General features: G+C 65.4%; 13 protein-coding genes. 9 read left to right on the top strand and 4 right to left on the bottom strand.

The genetic code is table 11. From position 1 onward, the window contains the following. Window position 1: 1 nt before the first annotated feature. Window positions 2–748, top strand: coding sequence for a hypothetical protein (locus ASG84_RS11250; protein ID WP_057477127.1), 747 nt, complete (start codon window positions 2–4; stop codon window positions 746–748). Between the two features lie 359 nt (window positions 749–1,107). Here the strand turns inward: ASG84_RS11250 and ASG84_RS11245 are convergent, their stop codons facing one another. Further along, window positions 1,108–1,953 carry an HAD family hydrolase gene (locus tag ASG84_RS11245; RefSeq protein ID WP_235581626.1) on the bottom strand — a complete coding sequence of 282 codons (846 nt, stop codon included), beginning with the start codon at window positions 1,951–1,953 and terminating at the stop codon, window positions 1,108–1,110. Window positions 1,954–2,287: 334 nt separating this feature from the next. Between ASG84_RS11245 and ssd the strand changes: the two genes are divergently transcribed. From ssd to ASG84_RS11210, 7 genes are all read left to right on the top strand, one after another. Continuing rightward, window positions 2,288–3,403: a septum site-determining protein Ssd gene (gene ssd / locus ASG84_RS11240; RefSeq protein ID WP_082520934.1), complete on the top strand. Its 1,116-nt coding sequence runs from the start codon at window positions 2,288–2,290 to the stop codon at window positions 3,401–3,403. Continuing rightward, the gene (locus tag ASG84_RS11235) at window positions 3,400–4,584 is read left to right on the top strand and encodes a TadA family conjugal transfer-associated ATPase (protein ID WP_082520944.1); all 1,185 of its coding nucleotides are present in this window, start codon (window positions 3,400–3,402) and stop codon (window positions 4,582–4,584) included. Before ssd ends, ASG84_RS11235 begins: the two co-directional genes overlap by 4 nt. Then, a complete protein-coding gene (locus ASG84_RS11230) occupies window positions 4,581–5,360 on the top strand; it encodes a type II secretion system F family protein (protein ID WP_057477125.1) in 780 nt (259 codons plus the stop codon). The genes ASG84_RS11235 and ASG84_RS11230 overlap by 4 nt, the downstream gene beginning before the upstream one ends. Next, entirely contained in the window at window positions 5,357–5,929 is a 573-nt protein-coding gene (locus tag ASG84_RS11225; RefSeq protein ID WP_057477124.1) for a type II secretion system F family protein, read from the top strand. The genes ASG84_RS11230 and ASG84_RS11225 overlap by 4 nt, the downstream gene beginning before the upstream one ends. A gap of 63 nt (window positions 5,930–5,992) precedes the next feature. Beyond that, entirely contained in the window at window positions 5,993–6,196 is a 204-nt protein-coding gene (locus tag ASG84_RS11220; RefSeq protein ID WP_057477123.1) for a DUF4244 domain-containing protein, read from the top strand. A gap of 23 nt (window positions 6,197–6,219) precedes the next feature. Further along, complete coding sequence (locus ASG84_RS11215) at window positions 6,220–6,531, top strand: TadE family type IV pilus minor pilin (protein ID WP_057477122.1); 312 nt, start codon at window positions 6,220–6,222, stop codon at window positions 6,529–6,531. Continuing rightward, complete coding sequence (locus ASG84_RS11210; protein WP_057477121.1) at window positions 6,528–6,893, top strand: Rv3654c family TadE-like protein; 366 nt, start codon at window positions 6,528–6,530, stop codon at window positions 6,891–6,893. Before ASG84_RS11215 ends, ASG84_RS11210 begins: the two co-directional genes overlap by 4 nt. Window positions 6,894–7,136: 243 nt before the next feature. Here ASG84_RS11210 and ASG84_RS11205 read toward each other — a convergent pair whose 3' ends face one another. Next, a complete protein-coding gene (locus ASG84_RS11205; RefSeq protein WP_057477120.1) occupies window positions 7,137–8,399 on the bottom strand; it encodes an alpha-hydroxy acid oxidase in 1,263 nt (420 codons plus the stop codon). A gap of 51 nt (window positions 8,400–8,450) precedes the next feature. After that, the gene (locus ASG84_RS11200; RefSeq protein WP_057477119.1) at window positions 8,451–10,136 is read right to left on the bottom strand and encodes an L-lactate permease; all 1,686 of its coding nucleotides are present in this window, start codon (window positions 10,134–10,136) and stop codon (window positions 8,451–8,453) included. Window positions 10,137–10,257: 121 nt separating this feature from the next. Here ASG84_RS11200 and ASG84_RS11195 point away from each other — a divergent pair, with 121 nt between their 5' ends. Further along, a complete protein-coding gene (locus ASG84_RS11195) occupies window positions 10,258–11,025 on the top strand; it encodes a FadR/GntR family transcriptional regulator (RefSeq protein ID WP_200936554.1) in 768 nt (255 codons plus the stop codon). A 21-nt stretch (window positions 11,026–11,046) separates the two neighbouring features. Here ASG84_RS11195 and ASG84_RS11190 read toward each other — a convergent pair whose 3' ends face one another. Beyond that, window positions 11,047–11,583 carry an FAS1-like dehydratase domain-containing protein gene (locus tag ASG84_RS11190; protein ID WP_057477117.1) on the bottom strand — a complete coding sequence of 179 codons (537 nt, stop codon included), beginning with the start codon at window positions 11,581–11,583 and terminating at the stop codon, window positions 11,047–11,049. Window positions 11,584–11,998: the final 415 nt, after the last annotated feature.

Genomic DNA, 11,998 nt, shown 5'->3' with positions numbered 1-11,998 from the left:
CGTGACGGACCCCCTCGCCCCGCTGTTGGAATTGCCCGGAGTTGTCGATTCCGCCGAACGTGCGCGCGACGCCCTCGGCGCAGTGCATCGACACAAGTCCAATCGTCGTGGCTGGCCGGCCAACGCAGCCGAGGCCGCCGTGCGTGCAGCTCGCTCGTCCTCGACGCTGGAGGGCGGATCCATGGATTTCCCTCGCGAAGGCGAGGAAGGTGACCCGGTTCTCGCGGGTGCGCTGAGGGTCGCCGCCGCTCTGGACGGTGACGCTCTGCAGAACACGCTGTCGACGTGGAAGCGTGCCCCGTTGCAGACCCTGGCTCGTCTGCACTTGTTGGCCGCGGCAGACCTCGTCGACGACGCCTCCGCCCTCGGCCGTCCCCGCGGCGATGCGGGAGTGGGTGAGCGACTCGATCTGCTCGCTCAGTTGGTGACCGGCGGAACTTCGGCACCCGCCCCGGTGATTGCGGCGGTGGTGCACGGTGAACTGTTGACGCTCAAAGCTTTCGGATCTGCCGACGGCATCGTTGCGCGCGCTGCATCGAGGCTGGTGGCTGCGTCGTCGGGTTTCGACCCGCACAACCTCGGCGTGCCCGAGGTGAGTTGGATGCGTCGAGCGAATGCCTACCGAGACGGCGCGACAGGCTTCGCCGAGGGCACCGCGACCGGCGTCGGAAGTTGGGTCATCTTGTGCTGCGGAGCGTTCGAAGCCGGTGCAGCAGAAGCGACTTCGATTGCCGAAGCTGCTCAGTAGTGAGCACATAAAAGGGCGGCGATGCCGACTTGCGTCGACGTCGCCGCCCGTTAGCACGGAGCGCCTGGTTACCAAGCGTGCACAGGTGGGCTGTGATGGACTACCACGTGGCCTCGGCGAGAATTCGACAATGATGAGGTCATCCCTGCAACCGGTGCAGGGTTCTTGCTGATCCTTGGCGAATTTCGCAGGCCCACAGCGCTTCTGCCATTAGGTGGCAAGCTCCGCGTGGGTGCCGGTGTCCGTGCTGGGAATCCCGGTCGGGAGAGCGAATCTTCTCTTCCGATTCGTTCTTGGCCTTGCGTTCTTCCGTACGTCATTTGTACCCCGTGACGCGCCTCACATCAAGGGTTTGGGCCTCATCGTTTTCTTCGGAGCAGTCCGTAGGTGACCACACCTGCGGCAAGTGCGCTGAAACTTGCTGCGGCACTGACGGCTACGGTCTTTCCGGACGGTGTCTGAATTCGCGATCGCAACGAGATCGGGTTGGAGAACGTGAGAATCGGCCATCCGTTGGAGGCAGCTTCCTTGCGCAGTGCGCGATCGGGGTTGACGGCCGTCGGGTGCCCGACCGCGCGGAGCATCGGTACGTCGGTGATCGAATCCGAGTACGCGTAGCTCGAAGCCAGGTCGTAATCATGTTGCGCTGCCAGGGAGTTCATGGCGTCGACCTTGCCCTCGCCGTAGCAGTAGAAGTCGACCTCGCCGATGTACTTGCCGTCCACGGTCACCATCGTCGTGGCCATGCTGTGGTCGGCGCCCAGCATCTCGGCGATGGGGTGGACGATCTCGTCGCCGGATGCCGAGACGATCACGACGTCGTGTCCTCGGAGCCTGTGGTCTGCGATGAGGTCTGCGGCTTCGGCGAACACGAGGGGGTCGACGATATTGTGCAACGTTTCCGCGACGACAGCGCGGACCTGCTCGACGTCCCAACCGGCGGTCATGCTCGCGATGTGGGCGCGCATGCGCTCCATCTGGTCGTGATCGGCCCCGGAAAGCAGGAACAGGAATTGCGCGTAGCTGCTCTTGAGCACTGCACGCCGATTGATCAGACCTTGATCGAAGAACGGCCGGCTGAACGCCAGCGTGCTGGACTTCGCGATGATCGTTTTGTCGAGGTCGAAGAATGCCGCGACGCGCGCTGGGCGTCGGCCGGCGGGGGCGTCGTCGATGTTCGCGCTCTGGGTCACGTTTGTCACCATAGTGGCCGGTGGTGACCGGGGGATGTTGCGTGGTGACAGTGGGGGACTCGGCAGAACTCGGTCCAGAAAATCCGACGGTTGAACTTGCAAACAAGGACATCCACGGGTGTAGTATTTTCTGTGAGCCCGGTTCATTCCGGGCGGTGTTCAGCCCGACCCCCCGGGGCTGAACCAGACGACCCTCGCCTCCTCCCCCCCTGGCGAGGGTCGTCCTCTTTTCTGGGGTAGGTCGGAAATTGGTACGTAAGTCCCGTTATTCATCCACAGGGCCGAATCTATCCACATTTCCCCAAGTCGCGCGCATCTCGAGCAGATTCTCACGCACGCTTGGCGCATGGAAACGGACTCTCGACAGCGAAGTGCACAGCCGACGGTGACGATGTCGATCGAACTTCGCAGCCTCCGCGAGGACGTGTATCGAATCGCCGCAGCCGCGGATTGTGTTGTGGAAGAGCAGAACTTACTGGTCGGTATCGGATCGACGCGGTCGATTTGGGATCGCACCGGAACAATTCTGATCGATTTCTCGTCCGCCGAGACGGCATTGTCGAACGGATTCCCGCGGCGAGAGGGTGTCATTCTGGTCACCGCTGCACCGTCGACTCTCGACGATTGGCGAACTGCCACTGCCCTCGGGGCCGAACAGGTGGTCTCGCTGCCGTCGGACGAGGACGCGCTCGTACGAATACTCGGCGAGCCCGCGTCTTTACTGACAGGAGACGGCGGGGTGATCGCTGTGGTCGGCGCTCGCGGTGGTGCGGGCGCTTCCACGTTCGCCGCGGCCCTCGGACTCTGCAGCTTCCGCTCGGGTAGACGTGCGCTCCTCGTCGAAGGGGACCGCTACGGCAGCGGCCTCGATCTACTGCTCGGCTGGGAGAACACGCCCGGTCTGCGGTGGTCGGGGTTGGTCGTCGAAGGTGGTCGAGTGTCTGCTGACGCCTTGCATGGGGCACTGCCCTCCCGGGGCGGGTTGTCGGTGTTGGCGCTGGGCAGAGCCGAGAGTCGGAGCATCGGGTTGACTGCCGTCGCTGTGACGGCTGTGCTCGACGCAGGACGCACAGCGGGCGATCTGGTGGTGTGCGATGCCCCGCGTCAGCCATGCGACATCTCCGACGCTCTGTACGCCGCCGCGGACCTCGTCGTGCTGATACTGCCGGCGGAGCTACGTGCCGTCACCTCTGCGGAAGCGGTCGCAGCGCACGTGGCAGATCGAAATGCCAACGTCGGCATCGTCGTTCGAGGGCCTGCGCCGGGCGGGCTGAGGGCCGACGACATTGCCGCTGCGCTCGGTCTACCGCTGTTGACGTCGATGCGCGCCGAGCCGGGATTGGCCGAGCGACTCGAGCGGGGCGGGCTCGCTCTCGGTCGGCGTTCTCCCATGGCCGCAGCGGCGACCGGTGTGCTGGAGACCTTCGCGCAGAAGCCCGGCGCACGGCGGTGGGCGGCATGAGTGCGGTCGTCACCGCGGATCTGCTGGACCGCGTTCGTGATCGCCTGGCCGCATCGGCCGACGCCCCCGTTCCGGCGACCGTGGCCGCGGCCATCCGAGCCGAGGCAGGAGGCGTCATCGGTGACACCGATATGCTTGCAGCCCTCCGTGTTCTGCAGACCGAGCTGACCGGAGCAGGCCCGCTCGAACCGCTGCTGTCCGAGCCGGGAGTGACCGACGTACTGGTCACCGCACCGGATCAGGTGTGGATCGATCGTGGTCGAGGACTCGAGCGCACCGGAGTTCGCTTCGTCGACGAGGCTGCCGTTCGGCGGCTGGCGCAACGGCTCGCACTCTCTGCCGGCCGTCGACTCGACGATGCGCAGCCCTGGGTCGACGGTCGGCTGCCCGGAGTGGGGCGGGACGTGTTCGGCGTCCGGCTCCACGCTGTGCTGGCACCGGTGGCGAGCGGGGGAACGTGTGTCTCGCTTCGAGTCCTGCGACCGGCGACGCAGGGACTCGCCGCGCTCCGTGCATCGGGAGCCGTGACCGAGGACGGGTACGAGCTGCTACGCCGGATCGTGTTGGGACGCTTGGCCTTCCTGGTCGTCGGCGGTACCGGCGCGGGGAAGACCACCCTCCTGTCCGCGCTGTTGGGTGAGGTGGATCCGGCCGAACGGATCGTCTGCGTGGAGGACGCGGCCGAGTTGGCACCGGCACATCCGCATGTTGTGCGTCTGGTGGCTCGCGCACCCAATGTCGAAGGGGTGGGGGAGGTATCGGTGCGGCAACTGGTACGTCAAGCACTGCGGATGCGTCCCGATCGGCTCGTGGTCGGTGAGGTACGCGGAGCCGAGGTCATCGACCTGATGACGGCTCTCAACACCGGCCACGACGGCGGAGCCGGAACAATCCATGCGAACTCACCCGCCGAAGTACCCGCGCGTCTCGAAGCCCTTGCAGCGCTGGGTGGCATGGGACGCGATGCGCTGCACAGTCAGTTGGCCGCAGCCGTCCAGGTGGTGCTACACGTTCATCGCAGCGCGGACGGTACGCGACGGCTTCGAGAGATCGGGGTGGTCGACGTCGATCCGACCGGACGGGTACACATCGCGGCGGCCTGGTCTGTGGATAGCGACGCACTGCCGGGTCGGATGCGACTGTCCGAACTGCTGGACCGACGCTGCGGCGATGTCCGATGACGTCCGTGCTGGTGCTCTTTGCTGCCGCAATGCTGTTGTGGCCGAACGGTTCTCGAATGCTCTCGCATGGGTCGGGCAGGGTATCGTCAGTGCCGAAATGGCTGGTGCCGAGCTGTACTGCACTGCTTGCGGCTGGTGCGGTGTGGTGGCTCGGTGGCGTGTGGGCCGTGAGTGCGGCGGCGGTGGCTGGTGGTACGGGCTGGAGACGCTATCGGCGGCGGGTCGAACGTGATCGGCGTGCGACCGAATTGCACTGGCTTGCCACCGGAGTCGAGGTCATCGTCGGCGAGCTTCGCGTGGGATCTCACCCCGCCACGGCCAGCGCGGTCGCGGCCGACGAGTGCGGCGGAATCGCCTCGGCTGCGCTCCGCGGCGCGGCATCGCGGTCCAGGCTGGGAGGGAGGGCTGCCGACGGTATTGCCGCATCCGGTTCGCTACTGGACGCCGAGCTCGGCCGGGTGGCGGCAGCGTGGCGGGTGGCCGACGAGCATGGACTGGCGCTGGCCGAGTTATTGGATGCTGTGCGCGAGGACATGCTGGGGCGCAGACGGTTTCGTGAACGAACCGAAGCGTCGCTGGCCGGTGCGCGGGCTACTGCGTTGGTGCTGGCAGGTCTGCCGCTCCTCGGAGTTGCGCTCGGACAGTTGATGGGGGCGAATCCGCTTCAGATTCTGCTCGGCGGTGGCATAGGCGGGATTCTGCTGTGTATCGGCACGGCACTCGGCTGTGCGGGCCTGCTGTGGACCGACGCGATCACCGGCAAGGTGATGACATGATGTGGGCTGCAGTCCTCTGTCTGGCAACGGCATTGGTCGCTATGCCCTCGGTCGGCGGCGGGCTTCGCAGACATACACCCGATGCCAGTGCCGAGCCCGACACCGTCGACGCTTCGAGACCCGACCCACTCGCGGTAGCGACAACATTCGACCTGCTCGCCGCATGCTTGCGATCGGGGCTTCCGATCGCAACGGCCGCTACCGCCGCGGCGCAGTCCGCCCCCGCCTCGTTCGGGATCGCGTTGCGCAAAGCCGCCGACCTGCTCGAATTGGGGGCCGATGCCGAGACTGCGTGGGATGCCGTCGCGCACGATCCGGAGACCGAGGCTTTGGCCAGGATGGCGCGCCGATCGGCCCGGGCCGGGTCGTCCATGGCGTCGGCGATGACGGAACTGGCTGCGACACAACGAACTCGCGCCGAGGACGCGTCGGCCGCTGCGGCCGAACGCGCGGGCGTGCTGATCAGCGGGCCACTGGGTCTGTGCTTTCTGCCGGCCTTCATCTGTCTCGGGATCATCCCAGTGGTGATCGGCCTGGCGGGCAACGTGCTGGGCGGCGGTCTGCTCTGATGGCCGCATATCGAGATTTCCGGTGCGGAAACGCCGTACCGGAGCATTGGGAGGGGAAGCAACATGATAGGGAACGCACTGCAGCAGTTGAAGACTCGAATCGTTCTGTTCGGAGTGGAGGACGATGGCATGTCGACCGCGGAGTACGCGATCGGGACCATCGCGGCCGCGGCATTCGGAGCGGTGTTGTACACCGTGGTGACGGGGGACAGCATCGTGACGGCGTTGACGGGGATCATCGATCGAGCGTTGAACACTGCCGTCTGATCGCGACCGGTGACGACGGTGCCGTGACGGTGGAGGCGGCGTTCGCGATCGCGTCCATCGTCGCGGTGATCGTGGTGTGTATCGGGGCGATCGTGTCGGTCACCATGTACATCGGCTGTGTCGATGCTGCGAGGGAGGCTGCTCGATTGGCGGCCCGAGGGGATGCGGCCCGGGCTGTGTCGGTGGGGGAGAGGGTTGCGCCGGACGGTGCGCGGGTCACGGTGATCGAGGATGGCGAGTTCTTCGTCGCGCGGGTGGAGGTCGAGAGTCCGCTGCCGGGATTGACGTTGTCGGCGGAGGCGGTTGCTGCTGCGGAACCGGTTGCAGTGGAATGAGACTCGATTTCCGGTGGTCGTTGCGTGGTGACGAGGGTGGTGCGACGGTGTTGGCGGCTCTGACGATGTCGGCGTTGATCACCGTCGTCGTGATGGTGATCCACGTCGGATCGGCGGTGGGTGCTCGTCATCAGGCGCAGTCGGCGGCCGATCTCGCTGCGTTGGCCGGTGCGGGCGCACTCGACCGCGGGGTGGCGGATGCGTGTGAATCGGCGCGGGGGTTGGCGGTGCGGATGGGGACTCAGTTGCGGGAGTGCACGATCGACGAATGGGACGTGATCGTGACTGTGGGGCAACCGGTGTTCCTCGGGCGATTCGGAATGTCCGACGCCATCGCGACGGCGCGGGCGGGGCCGGGGTGAGGGTTCGTCCGCCCGTCCGCCTGATCCGCCTGGCCGAGTCCGCCCGGCCGAGTCCGCCCGCCCGAGTCCGCAAACGCGCGCGCGTTCGTCAGGTGCGAGCGGAATAGCCTGTCTCCGGCCGGCGATCTCGCGTGCGTTTGGCAAACGCGCGCGCAATTGCGTCGAACCCGGAGGCCCACCGGCCCCGAACCCGGCGGCCCCGAACCCGAACGCGAACGCCACCTCGTCAAGCCGTTGCAGCGGTCAGCGCGGCGTCAACGTACGTACACCTGACTGCAGGGGAGCGAATCGAGTCAGCTGAGTGACGTGCTCCGGGGTGAGTTCCGCAAGCGAATTGACCTGCAGCAGTTGCATGGTGCGCACGATTTCTTCGCGCAGGATGTCGATCATCCGGTCGACGCCCTCGCGGCCGCCTGCCATCAGGCCGTAGAGATACGCCCGGCCGACGAGGGTGAACGACGCCCCCATCGCGATCGAGGCGACGATATCGGCGCCGTGCATGATGCCCGTGTCGACAGCTACCTCGAAGTCGGATCCCACTTCGCTCACGACCTGCGGCAGCAGATGGAAGGGGACAGGAGCGCGATCGAGTTGTCGGCCTCCGTGGTTCGACAGGATGATGCCGTCGACTCCCAGTTCGGCGAGGCGAGCCGAATCCGCCACCGATTGAACACCTTTGACGACCAGTTTGCCGGGCCAGATGCTACGGATGACGTCGAGATCCTCGAACGAGATCGACGGATCCATCGCAGAATTGAGCAGCTCTCCGACCGTGCCGCCGGTAGAAGACAGCGAGGCGAACTCGAGCTTGGCGGTGGTGAGGAAGTCCCACCACCACCACGGACGCGGGATGGCGTTGGCGATCGTCGATGCGGTCAGCTGCGGCGGGATGGAGAATCCGTTGCGCTTGTCCCGCAGACGCGACCCGGCGACCGGCGTGTCGACCGTGAACAGGAGGGTGTCGAAGCCTGCCTTCGCGGCGCGTTCGACCAAACCGAACGAGATGTCGCGGTCTCGCATGACGTAGAGCTGGAACCAGTTTCGACCGTTCGGGTTGGTGGCCTTGACGTCCTCGATCGACGTGGTTCCCAGGGTCGAGAGGCAGAACGGAATTCCAGCGGCTCCGGCCGCGGCAGATCCGGCGTACTCACCCTCGGTCTGCATCAGGCGGGTGAATCCCGTCGGGGCGATGCCGAACGGGAGCGCGGACGGCCCGCCGAACACCGTGGTCGAGGTGTCGACGTGGGAGACGTCCCGCAGGATCGAGGGGTGGAATTCGACGTCGCGGAAGGCCTGACGAGCCCGCGAGAGCGAGATCTCGGCGTCGGCGGCACCGTCGGTGTAGTCGAATGCCGCGCGTGGGGTGCGTCGACGGGCGATGGTACGGAGATCGTCGATGGTCAGTGCGGCGTTGAGGCGTCGGCGACGCAGGTTCAGATCTGGTTTCTTGAACGAGAGGACCTCGCGCAGGTCGGTGGCTTTGGGCATCTGCCGGGTGATGGGCATGTCATGGTCTCGATTCTGTGCAGTGTTGCGCTGAGTGGGGTCGACGACGGGTCAGGGGAGCATCCAGGCCAGTACCGAACTCTGGAGTCCGACCAGGAGGCAGATGGCAAGCAGTAGGCCGAGACTCCACCAGATGACTTTTCTGAATATCTCGGACTCTCGTCCGATCAAGCCCACCGCGGTCGCGGCGATGGCGAGATTCTGCGGGCTGATCATCTTTCCCACCACACCACCCGAGGTGTTGGCGGCGACCAGCAGGGTGGGGTCGATGCCGGCGTTGATCGCCGCAGTTTGCTGCAGCGTCGCGAACAGGGCGTTCGCGCTGGTGTCCGAACCGGTGACCGCAGTTCCCAGCCATCCGAGAATCGGGGAGAGATAGGCGAACAACGCGCCGGTGCCGGCAATCCAGGTGCCGATGGTGATGGTCTGCCCCGACTGGTTCATCACGTAGGCGAGCGCGAGAACCGCGCCGACTGTGAGTGCGGAGAATCGGAGTTTGATCAGAGTGGCTCCGAACAGGCGGGCAGCATCGGGGGCGCTGACGCGATAGACGGCGGCCACGATCACACCGCAGATCAGGAGCAGTGTTCCCGGCGTCGACAGCCAGGTGAACTTGTAGATGGTGGTGGTGGCCGGGGAACCGGCGGCGGTGAGGATGTTGCCGTCGAGACCGGGCCACGGTACGGCGATGTCGGTCGATGCCAGGAATCGAGTGACCGGGGACCACAGTTTGGCCACGGAGAACACCGCGATGATCAGCAGATAGGGGAACAGTGCCAGCCACACGCGCTGTGCCGTCAGGGGAGCGGCCTCGAGTGTGCGGGTGGCGACGGGTGCCGGCGTGATCGGGGCACTGCCGGAGCTGCCCGAATCGAGGTCGGCATCTCGGGCCAGGAGAATGCGCTCGCGGGCTTCGTCGGATCCGGCCGGCTTCCAGAACCGGAGGACGACGACTGCGGCGGCGATGCCCGCAAGTGAGGCGATGATGTCGGTCAACTCGACCGAGATCCAGGTTGCGCTGACCCACTGTGCGACGGCGAACACGACGCCGACGGCCAGGGCAACCGGCCACGTCTGGGAGACGCCGCGTCGACCATCGGTCAAGAACGCGATGAAGAGCGGTACGAACAGGGCGATGAACGGGGTCTGATGCCCCACGTACGCGCCGATCTCGTGATAGTCGATGCCGGTCAGGTTGCCCGCGGTCAGGATCGGAATGCCGATGGCACCGAAGGCAACCGGCGCGGTGTTGGCCAGCAGCACGACGACGGCCGCGCGCATCGGAGCGAAGCCGACGGCCAGGAGCATGACGCCCGTGATGGCGACGGGAGCACCGAATCCTGCGAGAGCTTCGAGTAGCCCGCCGAAGCCGAACGCGATGATGATGGCCTGGATGCGGGGGTCGTCGGAGATCGCGTCGATGATGCGGCGGAGGTCGTCGAATCGTCCGCTCGCCACCGTCAACTCGTACAACCAGATCGCGCAGATCACGATCCACACGATCGGGAACAACCCGAAGACGAAGCCCTGTGTGGCAGACAGCCCGGCCAGGTTCACCGGCATGTCGTACGCGAAGATCGCGACCACCAGAGCGACGGCGAGTCCGGCCAATCCGGCGAAGTGCGCTTTCCATCGCAGGACGCCCAGCGCGACGAAGACCGTCAGCAGCGGCAGGCATGCCACCGCTGCGGACAATCCGATGCTGCCCGCGAGCGGTTGAAGTTCGGGTGTGTACACAGCTGCTCCATTCGAGACCTTCAAGGTGTGTGAGGTCTGACCACACGAAGAATGATATGGATCACACTCAGTGGGGTCAAGAGGCTGAAGGCACAAACCTTCTTCTGGTTGGATGACCCATATGGCTGACGATGCTGGACGGGCGCAGAACGAACCGCTGTCGTGGAAGCCGGTCCGTCGCGCCCGCGCGCACGAGTTGGTCATCGATGCAATCGAGGAGCGCATCATGGCCGGCGACCTCCGCGTCGGAGATCCGCTACCGCCCGAGCGCGAGTTCGCAGCTCAACTCGATGTCAGCCGTGCGGGGGTGCGGGAAGCTGTTCGCGTCCTCGAAAGCAGCGGAATTCTCCGGTCGTCACCGGGTTCGGGTCCAGGAGCCGGCACGTTCGTTGCGGCTCTGCCGCGGCCCGCGCTCACACGTCTCCTTCGCCTGCACGTGGCGCTGGCCAATTTTCGGATCGACGACTTGATCAGCACGCGAGTGGCACTCGAGCGGGCCAGCGTCCACCTCGCCGCCGTGGCCCCCGATCAGGACAAGCTCGAGCAGGCGAGGCAGGCCGTGGACATCATGGCCGCGCGGGGTGTCGCCCGAGAGGTCTTCAACGACGCCGACACGAATTTTCACATCGCCTTGGCCGAGGCCTCGGGCAACGACTTCGTTGCCTCGCTCACGGCAGCAATCCGGGAATCGATGCGTGCGCCCATCCTCGCCGCGCTGTTGGAGATCGAGGATTGGGAGTCGTTGGCCGACACGCTGAATGCCGAACATCGGCAGATTCTGGCCGCCGTCGAAGCCGGCGACGCGGAGCTCGCCATGACGTCGGCCGAAGAACACATCCGGTCGTCCGCTGCGGCCCTGTCCATTCGCAACAGGACGGACCCGTCGTGACACACCGGCTGTGAAATCGGCTCAGCTACGCATGAGATTGCGAAGCGCGGTGGCTATCGCGGGTTCGGTGTATCCACCTGTCCGGGCTACGAATGTAGTTCGAGTGACGGCTAATTCGTCGCCTCGTTGATCGGTGAGGGTGGTGCAGGTGACCATCACGTCGCTTCCCGAGGATTGGCGAAACGATTCCAAGCACAGGTCGGAGCTGACGCGGTCGCCGACCTGCATCGGACGGCAGATCAGGATCTGTTGATCGGTGTGCAGGACATCGCTGACGGAATAGCCGATCAGCAAGTGCGCGAACAACTCCGGCAATAGCCTCGTGCCGATGACGCTGACGAAGGTGACCGGGGCGATCAGCGTGGAATACCCCAGCGCAGCTGCCGCTGATTCCAGGCGATGGGCGGGGTGGTCGTCGTGGACCGAACGGGCGAACTCTCGAATTTGTTCGCGACCCACCTCGTAATCGTTCGGCGGTCGATAGTGGCACCCGACCTTGTCTGCAATAGCTGGAACGGCCACAGGAGACAGGTCCGTTGGTTGGTCGATCACCGTCATGTCGAACCTCCAGCTGCTCCGGCGCTGTGTCGAGTTCTCTGAATTGGATCAGCCTCAGAACTGAGCAATCGTCAGATTTGCGCACCTTTGCGATCGATCACAGTCGAGTCGACAGTGTGCTGGAGATTCGCCAAGGCTCCGCCATGTCGCCGGGTGCGGGTGACAGCGCGAGTCGCGTCCAGCCTCCGGCAAATGCGCGCGCGTTTGCCAGAGGCGCGCGGAATTGCTCCGTTCTGGTCGCAATTCGTTCTTTGCCAGGCTGATCGTGAGACAGTCGGCGTGAACGCGGGGAACGGACAACATGATGATCGATGTCGCAATAGGACGTACTGCCACGGGTGCACGATCGTTCCCCCTCTGCCGGCACCCGTCAGGATGACCCGTAGATTCGAGCGGGCGGTCAGTTCGCGAAGGA

The sequence above is a fragment of the Rhodococcus sp. Leaf278 genome, assembly GCF_001426085.1.
Taxonomy (GTDB): Bacteria; Actinomycetota; Actinomycetes; order Mycobacteriales; family Mycobacteriaceae; genus Rhodococcoides.
Note: the sequence above shows the minus strand (reverse complement) of the source record. Positions and strands in the feature narration are given on the sequence as shown.

What these genes read in the sequence shown, in the direction of transcription:
- ASG84_RS11245 (WP_235581626.1), bottom strand. Translation starts at nt 1,953, where the DNA reads ATGGTGACAAACGTGACCCAGAGCGCGAACATCGACGACGCCCCCGCC.
- ssd (WP_082520934.1), top strand. Translation starts at nt 2,288, where the DNA reads ATGGAAACGGACTCTCGACAGCGAAGTGCACAGCCGACGGTGACGATG.
- ASG84_RS11235 (WP_082520944.1), top strand. Translation starts at nt 3,400, where the DNA reads ATGAGTGCGGTCGTCACCGCGGATCTGCTGGACCGCGTTCGTGATCGC.
- ASG84_RS11230 (WP_057477125.1), top strand. Translation starts at nt 4,581, where the DNA reads ATGACGTCCGTGCTGGTGCTCTTTGCTGCCGCAATGCTGTTGTGGCCG.
- ASG84_RS11225 (WP_057477124.1), top strand. Translation starts at nt 5,357, where the DNA reads ATGATGTGGGCTGCAGTCCTCTGTCTGGCAACGGCATTGGTCGCTATG.
- ASG84_RS11220 (WP_057477123.1), top strand. Translation starts at nt 5,993, where the DNA reads ATGATAGGGAACGCACTGCAGCAGTTGAAGACTCGAATCGTTCTGTTC.
- ASG84_RS11210 (WP_057477121.1), top strand. Translation starts at nt 6,528, where the DNA reads ATGAGACTCGATTTCCGGTGGTCGTTGCGTGGTGACGAGGGTGGTGCG.
- ASG84_RS11205 (WP_057477120.1), bottom strand. Translation starts at nt 8,399, where the DNA reads ATGCCCATCACCCGGCAGATGCCCAAAGCCACCGACCTGCGCGAGGTC.
- ASG84_RS11195 (WP_200936554.1), top strand. Translation starts at nt 10,258, where the DNA reads ATGGCTGACGATGCTGGACGGGCGCAGAACGAACCGCTGTCGTGGAAG.
- ASG84_RS11190 (WP_057477117.1), bottom strand. Translation starts at nt 11,583, where the DNA reads ATGACGGTGATCGACCAACCAACGGACCTGTCTCCTGTGGCCGTTCCA.